The following is a 15,756-nucleotide window of genomic DNA, read 5'->3' on the forward strand; positions in this document are numbered from 1 at the left end:
GATCCTAGATTTTATGACAGCCTGAATTATTGTTACAGATATATCTTCCATCTGCTGAGTCCTTCAGCAGAAAAAAAATGAACTATTGTGAGATTAGATCCTAAAAATAATGAGGTTCACTTACTCGATCGTAATTTTGCTAACAGGCACACCCTCTGCTCTAGCTTCAATAGTTAAAGGAGCTTTAAATTCTTTTGTTCTTAAAAGGATCGTGGCAATACCGGCTTCGGCTTTAACGGGATTTTCGCCAATGAGTTCAGCATTTTCTCCGGAAGTAATCTCAAAAGTCACCGGCAAACTGGCGTTGTGAACTAATTCTCCATTTTCATCAAGAATTTTAGCGTAGACAAAAACTACATCTGAAGTCTCCCGTGCAATCTCCTTTCCCGAAATATCTACCGAAAGTGCCATTTTTGACACCTCGCCCGGTGTGCGTACCAAATGTGTGGCGACTTCTTTCCCGTCAATGAATCCAATTGCTTTTAATTCCCCCGGAACAAATTCAGGAATTGAAAAAGTGTAAGGCGGATACCACAATTCATCTGAAAAGGACGTGAGTTCAGGTTTCTTTTTTTCTATCAGTTCGCCATTTAGGTATAAAGCCACTTCTTCAGCATTGCTGTATACTGTGATATCTGTTGCGGAATCGGATTGCCAGTAGTTGGCGATATACACCATAGGTTCTGAAAAATTCCCCTGATATGGCGGGTTCTGACTCTTATAAAAGTAGTAACTGAATTTTGGGATCCTGAAAATATCTGAAATCCCTGAAGCTTCAAGATCATTGGCATAACCGCGGTTATAATCGAACATGAGCCAGTTCGACATTCCTATAGTTTGTTCGCCCTTTAAGTTAGAATTCGTAGCTTCCTGAAAATTCAATGCCTGCTGTAAAAGCCTTTTTTCACCGGCAGATCTTAATTGCCTGCTGGTACGCTCCTCTTCCTTAAGATCGCCAAAAGCCTTCTGGTTAAAACCGGCATTTTGCGCGTAATATTCCCAGTCGCCATATTCAGCAATTAGAATGGGGCGATTCGGTTTGTTATAGTCATTCCAATAAGTCGGAGGCTGCGCATGTTGCCGCGCCGGAATAAACAGGTCATAAGCCGGGTGATCTATCCAGCCGGCACTAAAAGTATTGTCATAAGGCAGTTCGGCTTTAAGGATTTCATTGGCTTCCACCATAAATGCTTCAGTCATTCCTGATTCATTCAGGGAATTCTCCCAAAAAATAACACTGGGATGGTTGCGATCGCGGCGAACCATATCCTTTACATCCTGTAGCGCATTTTCAGCAAATGTTCCTTCCTCAAAATACTGCCAGCCGGGAATGGCATTCATCACCAACAAGCCCAGCTCATCACAGGCTTTCAAAAAAGCCGTGGCATGTGGGTAATGTGAAAGCCGCACAAAATTAAATCCTGCCTGTTTAATTTTGTAGGCATCGCGATAATTGGCTTCATCAGAAATGGCGTAACCAACGTAAGGATATTCCTGGTGGCGGTTGGTGCCATTGATGTACAATTCCTGGCCGTTGAGATAAAATGCGTTTCCGGTAAGTTCGATCTTCCTAATCCCGATGGTGATGGCCTGCCGGTCTATTACTTCTTCGCCTTCCAGAACTTCAACTTCCAGCTGGGATAAATTTGGATGAGAGGGGCTCCAAAGCTTCGGATCTTCTACGGAAACTTCAGCGGTAAAATGTTCATCCCCGCCGGAAGCCAGTTTTTTATAAGGTGTCAAAAATGTCATTTTCACGCCTTCTTCCGAAGTAAAAATGGCACGCACTTTCAGTTCTTTTTCAGCTTCAGTATCATTGACAACATGCACTTTTACAAATCCGGAAGCTTTTTCCGAAGAAATACTGTCGAAATGCACTAAAATTCCGCCGCCGTTCACCTCTTTTGCATAAACAGGATCTGAAATATGTACCAGATTGGTCTTTATGAGCTGCACATTGCGATAAATGCCGCCATAAAGGTTAAAATCGAGATCGGCCAGCGGTTTTCCGGGAGGAATGGTGGCGTCATCAACATTAATGACCTCTACCTGTATGCTGTTTTGGGATTTATTCTTTAAAAAAGGCGTTGCATCAATAGTAAAAGGAAGATAACCGCCTTTGTGCGTCTTTACCAGAGAGTCGTTGATGCTCACGCGCGCCTCCTGCATTACCCCTTCAAAATGGAAAAACCACTTCTCATTTTTGGTCTTTTCAACAGGAAAATCTTTGCTGTAAACAGATTTTCCCTGCCACTGGTCATTCACCACCAAAGGCTCGATCTTTACAGAATGAGGCAAAAACACCTCTTCTATAGGTCTTTCTGCTAAAACTGAAGGATCTTCGCGGTAAAATTTCCAGTTGTTGTTAAAGTTGATGACCTGCCGGGGAAGCTTCTGCTGTGCCCCTCCTTTTTTGGAAGGAGGTAGGGACTCGCAACCAAAAAAAGTAAGGGATAAACAGACTAAAATGATAGCTTTTAACTGTTGTTTCATACAGCAGTTTATAAATGTAAATATTACCATTATTTTTGAAATTAAAAAGACTTTTTAGAAAAAATTTCTTCTGAAGAATTTCTTATAGCACGCCGAAGTCGCTTCCGCCTTTTATGAGATCGCTGTAGCGTTTGTGGTCAAATTTGTAGAGAAATGCACCGCGTTTTGAGGAAGATTTATCTTTTTCATCAAGTTTTACAAGCACATTATGAGAGAAAACTTTTTTGCGGAAGTTACGGGTATCGAGCTCCCTTTGAAAAATAGCCTCGTAAACACTCTGAAGCTGCGGAATTGTAAATTTTTCGGGAAGTAATTCAAAGCCCAATGGTTGGTACCGGGCTTTATTTTTGAGTTTTTCAAGAGCGTCGGCAACCATTTGTTCATGATCGAGCACCAAAGGAGGTAGATCGTTCACATCATGCCACACCGCTCCATGTTCTTTTACCAGCTCTTTATCGTATTCATTGAGCCTGATGAGGGCATATTGCCCTACCGAGATACACCTGTAGCCGGGATCTCTGTCTACAGCGCCATACACCTTCAGCTCTTCCATGTAGACCTCTTTGAGTCCTGTGATCTCTTCGAGCACCCTTTCGGCAGCAGCCGAAACGTCTTCATCAAGCTTCACAAAACTTCCAATGAGCGACCACTGCCCTTCTAAAGGCGAAACCCTTCTTTTAAACAGCAACAGCTTTAAACTTCCGGCGTCAAACCCAAAGATGATACAATCTGTCGCCACCAGCATCTTCTCGCTTTGCTCATAGAACTTTCTCGTGACAGCCGGCAGCCCCTCTTTTTCTTCGCACATTAACAGTGATATTACTTACTACAAAAAAACCATTTTTTTTCGGATTAAAAAATGATTGTACGATATACAATTATTAACTTTGAGAAAATTAAATTTTCAGCATTGTGAAAAATATAACGGAAGATACCGTACCAGAACCTTTCAGAAATTTTAAAAAAAAATTCACGGTATATGCCCCCGGCAGGATCAATCTTATTGGTGAGCATACAGACTATAACAATGGTTTTGTGCTGCCTACAGCAATAGATAAGACCATTAAGCTGCACTTTAGAGCCAACCACACTCCCTACACCTGCAACGTGTACAGCAAAACTTACCAGAAATACTTAAAATTTGATCTCCGGCAAATCTCCAGAAGTGATGAAGAGTGGGAGAATTACATTTTAGGGGTGGTCAACGAAATACAGAAACTTGGGGAATATCCCGAAGGTTTTGATTGCATTATTGAAAGTGATCTACCCGTGGGTGCCGGCATAAGTTCTTCTGCTGCGCTGGAATGCGGAGTAGCCTTTGGCCTGAACGAACTCTTTCACCTCGATCTTTCCCGCCAGGCCATAGCCGAACTTTCGAGGAATGCCGAACACAATTATGTGGGCACAAAATGCGGGATTATGGATCAATATTCTTCGATTCTAAGTAAAGAGGGACATCTCATTTTGCTTGACTGCCGCAATCTTGAAGCTACTTATATTCCGGCCGATTTTGAAGGTCACAAACTGCTGCTTTTAAATACTGGAGTTTCACACAGCCTTGCCTCGAGCGAGTACAACACCCGCAGAAAAGAATGTGAGGAGGCCGTGAAATTTATAAACCAAAGATACCCCGAAGTTGCCTCGCTAAGAGACGTTAACCTGGCACGCCTGGCCGAATTTAAAGACACCCTGCCCGAGCTGCTTTACACCCGGGCCCATTATGTGGTTTCAGAAAATGAAAGAGTGCTTAAAGCCGTAGAAGCTATGAAGCAAAAAGACCTCGAACAATTTGGGCTGCTCATGTACCAGTCTCACAAGGGCTTGCGCGACGAATACCAGGTGAGCTGTAAAGAACTGGATTTTCTGGTAGATCTCACTACCGAATATGCTCCGGTTAAAGGTGCGAGGATGATGGGCGGCGGCTTTGGTGGCTGCACCATTAATTTAATTGAAGAAAACGCTATTGAAGAGTTTATAAAAATTGCTTCGGAAGCATATCAAAAGGAACTCAACATCACTCCTGAAGCTATAGTCGTATCACCCGAACAGGGTACCTACCTCATCAAAAATTAATATTCATGTCTGAAGATTTCAATACTCATCCTCACAAAAGGTATAATATTCTAACAGGAGAATGGATCCTGGTGTCTCCCCACCGCACCAAAAGGCCCTGGCAGGGGCGACTTGAAAAAGTGGCTGAAGAAAAAAGGCCTTCTTATGACGCCGACTGCTTTCTTTGCCCCGGAAATAAAAGGGCTAGCGGAGACACGAATCCAGAGTATGTTGAGCCATATACTTTTAGAAACGACTTTTCTGCATTATTGCCGGGAGGCCCACAGGAAGACTTTGAAGATGGATTGTTAAAGGCAAGTTCTGAAACAGGCCTTTGCCGGGTAGTTTGCTTTTCCCCCGATCATTCCCTCACACTGCCCGTAATGGAGACAGAAGATATCATTAAGGTTGTACAAAAATGGAAAGAAGAATATGCCGATCTTGGTAGCCGCGAAGACATCAACCATGTGATGATCTTTGAAAATAAAGGCGACATGATGGGGTGTAGCAATCCGCACCCACACGGGCAAATATGGGCCCAGCTTTCTGTTCCGGTAGAAGTACAAAAAAAGACCGAACATCAGAAAAAATACTGGGAACGCAATAAGAGAAGCCTTTTAGGAGACTACCTTGAGCAGGAATTAAAATTAGAAGAAAGGATCGTCGTTAAAAATGAGCATTTTGTTGCCCTTGTGCCCTACTGGGCAATTTGGCCTTACGAAACCATGATCATCCCGCGGCGGCAAATGCAACATATTGGCCAGCTTACTGCGGAAGAGGAAAAAGCTTATGCAGAGATCCTGAAAAAGCTCACCATAAAATACGACAACCTGTTTCAAACCTCTTTCCCCTATTCTTCGGGAATCCATCAACAGCCGACAAACAACAGCGATTATCCCGAATGGCATTTCCACATGTCTTTCTATCCACCGCTGTTAAGATCTAAAACCGTGAAAAAATTCATGGTGGGATATGAACTCTTTGCCGGCCCACAGAGGGACATCACTGCTGAACAGGCCGCAGCAACTCTTAGGGAACTTCCAGACCAACATTACACGCAGGAATAAGGTGTCAAAAATGCCATTTTTGAAACCCTCTTCAGCTTTATTCATATAAATTTCTGAAGCCGTCCAAATAAAAAAAGACCATCAAATGATGGTCTTTTTTTATTATAAACTTCCGAAGAGATCTACCAGAAAATTGCGTACAACATTGTTACAATCAATAAGATCGCAAAAGCACCAATATTAAAGGCCGGCCCTGTCTTAAAAAGGCTTTTGCTAATAATTATCGCTTTTGGATGCGTTGCACCTTTATTCTCAACATAGCTAAACAACATCATAATGGCCATGGTAAGTATCCAGGTGATAAACATTTGGTGCATAAATGGCAATTCCACGAAAAGCGGACTATCAATCCATCCTGATGGACCTACTTTAAAGTAGAGGGCGATAGGAATAGAAGCCAGCACCCCAAAAATAGCTGCATTGTTGGTCGTTTTTTTCCAGAACAAGCCCAGCATGAATACGGCCAGGATTCCCGGGCTAACCACCCCTGTGTACTCCTGAATGTACTGGAAGACCTGCCCTAAACTTCTAAGTTGGGGTGCAAGTATTACGGCAATAATAAGGGCAAGGGTCGCTGAAAGTCTTCCTACAGTTACAAGGCGTTTTTCAGAGGCTCCTTTTTGAATGTAAGGTTTATAGATATCCATCGTAAAGATGGTTGCAGTCGAGTTAAGCATAGAGGCAATTGAAGAAACTATGGCCGCCGCAAGAGCTGCCAATACAAGCCCTTTCAACCCAATTGGCACAAATTCTTTAATCAGCCAAGGGAAAGCGTTGTCATTAATGATCCTGCCACCTTCAGCAACAAAAGAAGGATCTGTAAATTCAGGTCCAAAAGCTCCGCCGGGGCCGGTGTTCATCACATAAGCGATGATTCCCGGTACAACCACGATCAACGGAATTAAAAGTTTCAGAAACCCTGCAAGAATAATCCCTTTTTGAGACTCCCGCAAACTTTTGGCGGCAAGGGTCCTTTGAATAATATACTGGTTAAAGCCCCAGTAGTAAAGGTTTGCTACCCACATCCCCCCAAGAAGAACGGCCAAACCAGGAAGATCCCACCAGGCATCTTTTCCGCCAGGGGTAATGATCTCTCCTTTTTCAAGGATCATAGAGAATTTTTCGGGCACCTGTTCGTATATGGTGACAATTCCCGAAATAATTCCGCCGTCTTCAGAAACATGAGAAAGACCTATATAAGTAGTGATCAAACCACCCACGATCAAAAGAACCACCTGTACAACATCTGTCCAGGCCACGGCAGCGAGTCCGCCATACAAAGAGTAGGCAGCTGCAAACAGCGCAAGTCCTATAATAGAATACAGGAAGATAGATCCATCTCCCGAACCTACAATAGTATCTAAAGCAGTAGCACCCAGGTAGAGTACCGATGTAAGGTTAACAAATATAAAAAGTGCGATCCAGAAGACCGCAAGGATTGTTTTTAGGTTCGTACTGTACCTTACCTCAATAAATTCGGGAATGGTGTACAGCCCCTTTTCAATAAAAATGGGAAGAAAGTATTTCCCCACAATAATAAGCGTAATAGCCGCCATCCATTCGTATGAAGCAATAGCCAGCCCAATCGCAAAACCGGAACCCGACATCCCAATAAACTGTTCTGCGGAAATGTTGGCCGCAATAAGCGAAGTACCAATAGCCCACCATGGAAGCGACTTACTTGCCAGGAAGTAATCTTCTGAAGTTTTTCCTTTGCCACGGGAGACCCATAGTCCTATCCCAATGATCATCAATGCATAGCAGGCAAAAATTATCTTATCGAGTAATGCAAATTCCATAAAACCAAAATTTAAGGAGAATTAGTGATCGCAGGCCACAACCACGCAGGTCGTGGCCTACTAAAATTTTGTTAAATATAATAGATTAATCAGAATAAATGTACGCAATACAGTTAAAGTTATGAACCGATTGTAAACCTCCATTTGGTCTTATTCTCATAAGTTTCTCCCGGATTTAATCTTACCGATGGAAAATGGGAATGATGCGGGGCATCTGGAAATTTTTGGGTCTCAAGACATACTGCAGCGCGTTCAGATCCTACCTCTGTAGAATATTCCCAATCTGTAGGCAGATCTTCGGGAACGTAAACCACTACGGCCGGCTGATTGGTTTCTACCTCCAGCTTTATTCCCGATTTGTCTCCTTTCAGAAAGATCTTTTCTCCCTTCCCGTTCAATTGATACACGGTATCTAACGGCACCTCTCCTATTAATGCTACCTCCCTAAAATCAAATTCGGTACCCGTCACACCGGTCATCTTTCCTGTTGGCACCAGTTGCGCATCGGGCTCAAGAAATGCATCTGCAGGAATCTGGAGCCGGTGACCATTCACATCACCACTACCATTCAGGTTAAAATATGCGTGGTTAGTGATATTCACCACAGTGTCTTTATCTGTTTTTGCCGAATAAGCTATACTCACCTCGTTTTCTTCTGTAAGCGTGTATTTTACCCTAACTGTAAGATTTCCGGGGTAGCCCTCTTCCCCATCAGGAGAAAAATATTCCAGCACCACGTATGGATTATGCTCTTCTCCCTGCTCTATGAGTTTCCAGAATTTATAAGAAAATCCGCAGTTACCTCCGTGAAGGTGCACCCCATTCTTTTCATAAAGTTTATAGCTTTCCCCATCAAGGGTAAATTGCCCTTTAGAGATTCGGCCGGCATAGCGGCCCACAGTCGCTCCAAAGTATTTTCCCTGCTGGTGGTAGGCCTCAGAGAGGTAATCTTCCGGACGGGAAGGCCCTACAATTACATTTGTACTATTAATCTTTAAACTGAAGATCGTAGCTCCAAAATTGAGGATTTCCAGTTCTGTTCCTGTTTGATTTTTAAGCCTTAAGAGCATTAACTCTTCGGCCGTGTCTTTTGTTTTCAAGCTTTTTTATTATTAACCCATTCTACAACCAGTTCTTCAAGTATATTCAATGGAACAGCCCCGTTGGTAAGGACTACCTCATGAAACTCCCGAATATCAAAATCTTCTTCCAATTCCTTCTTTGCGTATTCCCGCAATTCAAGGATCTTGTTCATTCCAATTTTATAGGCAGTAGCCTGCCCCGGCATTACTATGTGCCGCTCTACCATTTTTACTGCATCACTTTCGGCGTTGGGGGAATTTTGAACATAGTAGTCTATAGCCTCATCACGTGTCCACTTTTTAGAATGAATTCCGGTGTCAACCACCAGCCTGATAGATCTCCAGAGTTCCATAGCCAGTCTTCCAAAATCGGAATATGGATCTTCATAGAAACCAATTTCTTTCGGCACCAATTCACTGTAAAGGCCCCAGCCTTCAACGTAGGCTCCATAACCTCCCAATTTCCTGAACATCGGCAAACTGTCCAGTTCCTGGGCAATGGCAAGCTGCATGTGGTGCCCGGGTATGCCCTCGTGATAGGCAAGCGCTTCCAGCTGATAAGTGGGCATAGCCTCCATATCATAAAGATTGGCGTAGTAAGTTCCCGGGCGGGAGCCGTCTATCGCAGGCTGCTGATAAAATGCCTTCCCTGCACTTTTCTCCCTAAAAGGCTCAACGGCCTTCACAACAATATCTGCTTCGGGTTGCGTTATAAACAGCTCGTCGAGACGCCCTTTCATTTTATTAATTGCCGCTTTGGCTTCGGCTAAATACTGCTGCCTGCCTTCTTCTGAATTTTCATAGTAAAACTGGTCATCCTCACGCATAAACTGGAAAAAATCCTTCAGGCTGCCGTCAAAACCCACCTGCTTCATAATATCTTCCATTTCTTTATGAATACGCGCCACCTCGCTAAGGCCAATTTCGTGGATCTCTTCAGCAGATAAACCGGTAGTGGTAGTTCTTTTTAATGCATTCTCATAAAAGGCTTTTCCTTTCGGAAATTTCCACGCACCATGATCGGCTGTAGCACGCTGTTGCTGATCCTTTAGCTTTGCAATCAGGTTTTCGTAAGCCGGTTTAACTGAAGTAAGCAGGGCTTCCTGAGCCTCCAGGATCAATTTATCTTTTTGAGCTTCCGGAACCTCCAGCTTTTCCACTTTACTGCGAAAATCTTCTAAAAGAGTGCTTGCTTCGGCCGATTTCTCAAAAGGGCGCCCTTTCAGCAGATTTTGGGAAGCCTCAACCGTCTGTGCAAACACAAAAGCCGGCGGCATAATCTGGTTCATTTCCCGTAGTTCAAGCCCTTTTATTACATCGTCTATTACTGCAGGTATCTTGTTGAGCCGGGCAAGGTATGCTTTTGCATCACTTACCGAATCGATCTTATGCATATTGATCAAAAATGCCGGCAACTGCGCATGAACCCCAAACATTTGATTCACCGGGTAGTTATAAAGCCTGAAATCGTAATCTTCAATCTCGTTTTCAAGCTGTTGGCGATAGAGTTTATAACTGAGTGCTGCCTGCCCTTCAAGAGCTTCAGGATTTATTTCATCTTTAAGAAAAGTGAGCCTTTGCCTTGCCTTTTTAAGGTCTTCGGCATAGCGTAAGTGCGAAAAATCGTCCCAGGAATCATAATTCGTTTTTATTCCGAGGCGGGTTTGCAGCATGGGAGAATCGGAAAGTTCCTTCTGAAATTCTTCCTCAAAAAAGAGATTTAATTGTGCTGTTTCCTGCTGAATTTCTTCCGAAGTGATTTCTGCTTCTTCTGAAGCATTCCTGCAGGCAGAAAAGCCCAGAATAATGACAGGTAAAAGCAGGTTTTTGATGATTTTGATCTTCATGGGCACTAAATTTGATCCTGAAAATGAATGTTGAAAATAGTAAATAAACTGCAATCCTACAGCGGCACAGTCAAAGAAAAAGAGGTGTCAAAAATGGCATTTTTGACACCTCAGTAATTTATTCCAGCACCGAGAAAATAATCTGGGAATCGTGATAGACTTTGTGTTCCTGCTTTTGAAAATCCTCTTCTTCGGCTTCAAAAATATTGTCTACGTAGGTCTGCGGATTAAGGTCGATTAACGGAAACCAGCTGCTTTGCACCTGAATTTGTAACTTATGACCTTTTTTAAAGGTGTGGTGAACATCCTGAAGTTGCAGGTTTACTTCTGTCTTCTTGTTGGGTTCAAAAGGCTCGGGATTGGAGAAACTGTTTCTAAACCTGCCTCTTATCACTTCGCTGCGAACCATCATGTGATAATTGCTCATAGAGAGATAATCCTGTGTTTCTTCGAAATCTTCGGCATCGGGCGGAAAAACATCAACAACTTTCACAATCCAGTCGGCCGCTGTTCCGGTAGTGGCCACCTGCAATTTTGCCAGCACTTCTCCGGCCAAAGTGAGGTCTTCCTCTAAAACTTCAGTTTCATAAACGAGCACATCGGGCCTGCGTGCAGCAAAACGCTGATCATCGGTCATGTACTTCCGCGGAGTAAAGACCATTTTGATATCTTCAGAATAAGGCACGGGTTTATTGGGGTCGCTAATGAATGTTTCGGCACCATCATGAGCCTGTTGCAACTCCTGCCCCTGCTCAACGAGCTGCTGGTCATCGCCAAGGTAAAAGGCCTTCTTTTTTGCCATTTTTGGAGGCCAGGCTTCATAGGTTTTCCACTCCATCAAGCCGGTATCGAACATATAAGCTTCAGGAAGCGCAAGAGGTTCATCAGCCTCTCCTTTTAAAAAGTGGTTAAAAAAGAGGGTCTCCACTTCCTTCTGATAATTTTCAGAAATATTATCTCCAAAATACACATTCCCAATAGCCTGCCGATCTTTTTTACGAGCCCAGTCGCCGTGGCTCCAGGGCCCCATTACAAGCATATTATAAGTGTCGCTATTCTTCTCGATGGACTCATAAATATTGAACGGCCCGTAAAGATCTTCGGCATCAAATAAGCCGCCCACAACCATCACTGCAGGTTTTATATCTTTTAAATGCTGTACAATTCCGCGTTTTTGCCAAAACTCGTCGTAATTAGGGTGTTCTTTAAGCTGTTGCCAGAAAACATTGTCTTCTCCGTAATACTTATCGAGATTTTTAAGAGGCCCCGCATCGAGGAAGAACTGGTATTGATCTTTGGTATTGAGCTCGGGAAAAGAATACCAGGCAGTATCGCTGGGCGTATTTTTTTCATATCCAAAAACAGGAGTAGCCCTCCAGTAGCTCAACATATAGGCACCGTTGTGGTGAAAATCATCAAAAAAGAAATCCCCGATAGAAGCCTGTGGCGAAACCGCTTTTATTGCCGGGTGATTGGCCAAAAGGGAATAAGTGGCGTAAAAACCGGGATAGGAAATACCCCAAAGGCCAACACGACCATTGTTGTTCTTAACATTCTTCACCAGCCACTCTACAGTGTCATAAGTATCGCTGGCTTCATCAAACTGTTTTCCTTTTTTCTTCGGAATAAAAGCCCGCATATTGTCGTACACGCCTTCGCTCATCCACCTGCCACGCACATCCTGGTACACGAAGATATTCCCCTGCTTCATCAAATATTCGTTGGGCCCTAACTGTGACCGGAACTGCCCTTCTCCATACGGCCTTGAGCTATATGGCGTGCGGGTCATGAGAATTGGATACTCCTTTGAAGTATCTTTTGGGGAAAAGATGGTGGTATGAAGCTTTGTACCATCTCTCATAGGAATGACCACCTCCTTTTTGGTGTAGTGGTCTTTGACTTCATATTCGGTTGCGGTTTGTGCTAATCCACGGCTGCTAACCAGCACAAACAGCACCGGCAGGAAATAAATTTTGAAAAATTTCATCTGTAAGCTAAGTTTTGAAGTCCCTAAAGATAGAAATTCCTTTCAAAAACCTGCTGCCGGTAAACTTTACTGGGCGTTAAATTCTTCTACACCTTCACTTAACCAGTTTGCAAACTCTTCTGAATTTGGCGTATATCCAACCGGTTGATTGAGCATGTTCATGTTGTGATCTAGCAAAACATAGAACGGCTGGGAGTTATTCCGGAAGTTAAGGGTTTGAAAAGTAGCCCATTTGTCTCCTATGGTTTCTATCTTCTTTATACCTCCTGTAGGCTTCTGATAGTTAAACTTTTGATCTTGGGGCAGCTCTTTGCGGTCATCTACATAAAGGGAAATGAGCACAAATTCATCCTGCATAAGATCAAAAACCTGAGGGTCACTCCAAACCTGCTCCTCCATTTTTCGACAGTTCACACAGGCCCAGCCGGTAAAATCGAGAAGTATGGGTTTATTTTCAGCTTTTGCTGCCGCAACGCCTTCATCAAAATCTTTATAAGCTTTTAAACCTAAAGGCCCTTCGGTTTCTTTTTCGTAGACGCTGTAAAATAAAGGTGGTGGGAAACCACTAAGCAACTTAAGGTTGGCTGCAGGCGTGTTGGTGAGGCCGGGCACGAGGTAGACCACAAAAGCGAGGGTTGCAATCCCCAGCAGCAACCTTCCCTTACCCAATTTCGATTTTGGCCCATCATGAGGAAAGCGCAGCACTCCAAAGAGATAGAGCAGTAAACCTATGCCTACAACGATCCAGATGCCAATGAAAATTTCCCTTTTTAGAATCCCCCAGTGTTGCACCAGGTCGGCATTGGAAAGGAACTTGAATGCAAGTGCCAGTTCGATGAAACCAAGCACAACCTTGACCGAATTAAGCCAGCCACCGCTTTTTGGCAGCGAATTGAGCCAGTTGGGAAAAAGTGCAAACAATGCAAACGGAAGCGCCAGGGCCAGCCCAAAGCCTCCCATCCCGAAGGATAATTGAATTGCACCACCATCGGTAGTAAGGGAACTTCCCAGCAGAGATCCTAAAATGGGTCCTGTACAGGAGAAAGATACCAGCGCCAGGGTAAGCGCCATAAAGAAAACACCTATAACCCCTCCAAAGCTGGAAGCCTTGTCGTCCATTTTGTTGCTCCAGGAACTGGGCAGGGTGATCTCATAATACCCAAAAAATGAAAAGGCGAAAAATATAAAGATCACAAAGAAAACAATATTCAATGTGGTGTTGGTAGAAATGTTGTTGAGGATGCCGGGATCAAGCGAATCCAGCAGGTGGAACGGCAAACTGAGCAATAGGTAAATAAGAAAAATAAATACGCCGTACATGATTGCATTAACAAGTCCTTTTCTGCGGGTTTTTGCTCCTTTTGTAAAGAAGGAAACGGTCAACGGAATCATAGGAAAGACGCAAGGGGTAAGCAATGCGATAAGTCCGCCAATGAAACCAAGGAAAAAAATGGTGGTGTAATTATGCCCTTTTTCGTCAGCAATATCTACTCCGCCCACACCTTTTACATCAATATGCAAAGCTTCGGTAAGCCGCTGATCTTTATCTGAAACCTCCAGATCTGTAAAACCTTCTTCTACCTGATTCTCTCCTATGTTGAAAGTAAACCGCTCTGTTTCGGGCGGAAGACATTTTTCATCGTCACAAACCGAAAAGTAAACTTCCGCAGTGATCAACAGATCAGTTGAATCCAGCACTTTGATCTTTTGTTTGAAAACAGCTTCCCCTTCAAAGTAAGTAATGTCGGCTTCAAACACCGCATCATATAGCGCAGGAACATCGGGCTCAACGGTAGGCCCCACGAGCTCATATTTTCCGGGAGCTTCAGAAAAAGTAAAAGCTGTAGGAATAGGTGCAATGTCTATCTTCACTTCCTCTTGGGAATAGAGGTGCCAGCCGGGTTCCAAAAATGCCGAAAATACGAGCTGGTATATTGAATCGTTCTCCTGCTCTACCCTGGCCTCCCATTCAATAGGGTCTTCCATGCCTTGCCCCAGGTTATTGGGGTCAAAGATCTGGGCTTCAGCATTAAAAAAACTTAAAAAGAAAACAATTAAAAGAATCGGTAATCTCATGGTGTGTAACTTAATCTCAGAATTTCCTGTGTACTGTCTTCAACAGCAAAACGTGCATCGGCACGGTAGTTTATTACCCAAACAATTTCCTGCCCCGAACACAGCAACCAGCAATTTTCTTTTTGTGGCAAAGATAACTTCTCATCTTTGAAAAACTTGCTTATTTTTTTCTTCCCTTTCATCCCAAACGGATAAAAATAATCGCCCTGCTGCCACTTTCTTACAGTGAGGGGAAATTGCAGCTTGTCCCGAACAAGAAAGATGACGCTAGCATCACTTTTTTCGAGCTCTTCTGCCGGTTCAAACTGAAAAGTACCCATGGGCAGCATCACCACTTCTTCATCTTCTTTGATGGTATAGATCTTATCTTCCAGCGGGGAAACAACGGTGAGCAGTAAATCTTCCCGCCCCCTTATAAGCCTGTGGGTTTTTGAGTAGACGATTTTTCCGGGTTGTGACTCCAGCAGGCCGTGCACATCCTCCCATTCGGTAAAGCCAAAAGATTTAAAAAGTTCGTACATCACGGCTTTTGTACTGGGAAGGGCCTGCAGCAATTTAACCTTAAAAGAATAGCCGTACTCTTCCTGCTTTGCGACCTTCGGAAAAATCACCGAAACATAATCTTCAATAAGCCGGGAACTTTGTTGCAGATGACTTCGGGTTTTAGAAAAACTCTCCAATAACTGCGGATTCATTTCCAGCAACGTAGGGATCACCTCCAGCCGAACTTTGTTCCTGAAGTATTTGGTAGATGCATTGCTGCTGTCTTCACGCCACTGAAGCTCCTGCCCACGAGCGTATTTTTCTATTTCCTCCCGCGAGAAAGGCAACAACGGCCGAATAACACAATCATTAACATCTGGAATTCCCGTGAGGCCTTCCAGTCCTGTTCCTCTTATAAGGTTGATGAGAACAGTTTCAAGATTGTCATTGGCGTGATGGGCTGTAAAAATATAATCGAACTGTAATGTTTCTCGCAGCTCCCTAAACCAATTGTACCTTAGCTCCCTTGCCGCCATTTGAATGGAAATTTTCTTTCCGGCAGCATAAGCTTCAGTTTCAAAACCTTCAATAAAAATTTCGGTTTCCAACGCATCTGCAAGTTCCAGAACAAAAGATTCGTCGCCTTCACTCTCTTCTCCCCGCAGGTTAAAATTGCAGTGGGCAAGAGCTATGTCAAGACCTGCCTGCCGGCACAAATGGGCCAGCACCACACTGTCTACACCGCCACTCACGGCAAGAAGTATCTTGCGTGTAAGGGTTTTAGGGAACTGTTCCTCAAGGTGTTTTTTGAACTTTGACAGCATAGGCTCAAAGATATCAAAATGGATGGGTTGCAATACTCTTTTTTCT

The 15,756-nt window shown here is 43.6% G+C and carries 10 protein-coding genes; 2 read left to right on the forward strand and 8 right to left on the reverse strand.

The annotated features are described in order from the left end of the window. Positions 1-120: 120 nt before the first annotated feature. On the reverse strand, positions 121-2,493 hold the full coding sequence (locus V5739_RS00975) for a glycoside hydrolase family 2 TIM barrel-domain containing protein (protein ID WP_423819298.1): 2,373 nt from the start codon (positions 2,491-2,493) through the stop codon (positions 121-123). Positions 2,494-2,575: 82 nt separating this feature from the next. Beyond that, positions 2,576-3,301, reverse strand: a complete 726-nt coding sequence (locus tag V5739_RS00980) for an NUDIX hydrolase (RefSeq protein WP_423819299.1) — start codon at positions 3,299-3,301, stop codon at positions 2,576-2,578. 104 nt (positions 3,302-3,405) lie between these two features. Here V5739_RS00980 and galK point away from each other — a divergent pair, with 104 nt between their 5' ends. Together galK and V5739_RS00990 are read left to right on the forward strand one after the other, a co-directional pair. Continuing rightward, a complete protein-coding gene (gene galK / locus V5739_RS00985) occupies positions 3,406-4,566 on the forward strand; it encodes a galactokinase (RefSeq protein ID WP_423819300.1) in 1,161 nt (386 codons plus the stop codon). 5 nt (positions 4,567-4,571) lie between these two features. Beyond that, a complete protein-coding gene (locus V5739_RS00990) occupies positions 4,572-5,612 on the forward strand; it encodes a UDP-glucose--hexose-1-phosphate uridylyltransferase (protein WP_423819301.1) in 1,041 nt (346 codons plus the stop codon). Between the two features lie 122 nt (positions 5,613-5,734). Here V5739_RS00990 and V5739_RS00995 read toward each other — a convergent pair whose 3' ends face one another. The 6 genes from V5739_RS00995 to tilS form a co-directional block, all read right to left on the reverse strand. Further along, positions 5,735-7,411 carry a sodium/sugar symporter gene (locus V5739_RS00995; protein ID WP_423819302.1) on the reverse strand — a complete coding sequence of 559 codons (1,677 nt, stop codon included), beginning with the start codon at positions 7,409-7,411 and terminating at the stop codon, positions 5,735-5,737. A gap of 119 nt (positions 7,412-7,530) precedes the next feature. Then, positions 7,531-8,511, reverse strand: a complete 981-nt coding sequence (locus V5739_RS01000) for an aldose epimerase family protein (protein ID WP_423819303.1) — start codon at positions 8,509-8,511, stop codon at positions 7,531-7,533. Beyond that, the gene (locus V5739_RS01005) at positions 8,508-10,340 is read right to left on the reverse strand and encodes a DUF885 domain-containing protein (RefSeq protein WP_423819304.1); all 1,833 of its coding nucleotides are present in this window, start codon (positions 10,338-10,340) and stop codon (positions 8,508-8,510) included. The genes V5739_RS01000 and V5739_RS01005 overlap by 4 nt, the downstream gene beginning before the upstream one ends. 118 nt (positions 10,341-10,458) lie before the next feature. Continuing rightward, on the reverse strand, positions 10,459-12,327 hold the full coding sequence (locus V5739_RS01010; RefSeq protein WP_423819305.1) for a CocE/NonD family hydrolase: 1,869 nt from the start codon (positions 12,325-12,327) through the stop codon (positions 10,459-10,461). Positions 12,328-12,393: 66 nt separating this feature from the next. Beyond that, positions 12,394-14,403 carry a cytochrome c biogenesis protein CcdA gene (locus V5739_RS01015; protein WP_423819306.1) on the reverse strand — a complete coding sequence of 670 codons (2,010 nt, stop codon included), beginning with the start codon at positions 14,401-14,403 and terminating at the stop codon, positions 12,394-12,396. Beyond that, entirely contained in the window at positions 14,400-15,743 is a 1,344-nt protein-coding gene (gene tilS, locus V5739_RS01020) for a tRNA lysidine(34) synthetase TilS (RefSeq protein WP_423819307.1), read from the reverse strand. Before tilS ends, V5739_RS01015 begins: the two co-directional genes overlap by 4 nt. Positions 15,744-15,756 lie beyond the last annotated feature (13 nt).

The sequence above is a fragment of the Salinimicrobium sp. TIG7-5_MAKvit genome, assembly GCF_049569215.1.
GTDB lineage: Bacteria > Bacteroidota > Bacteroidia > Flavobacteriales > Flavobacteriaceae > Salinimicrobium > Salinimicrobium profundisediminis.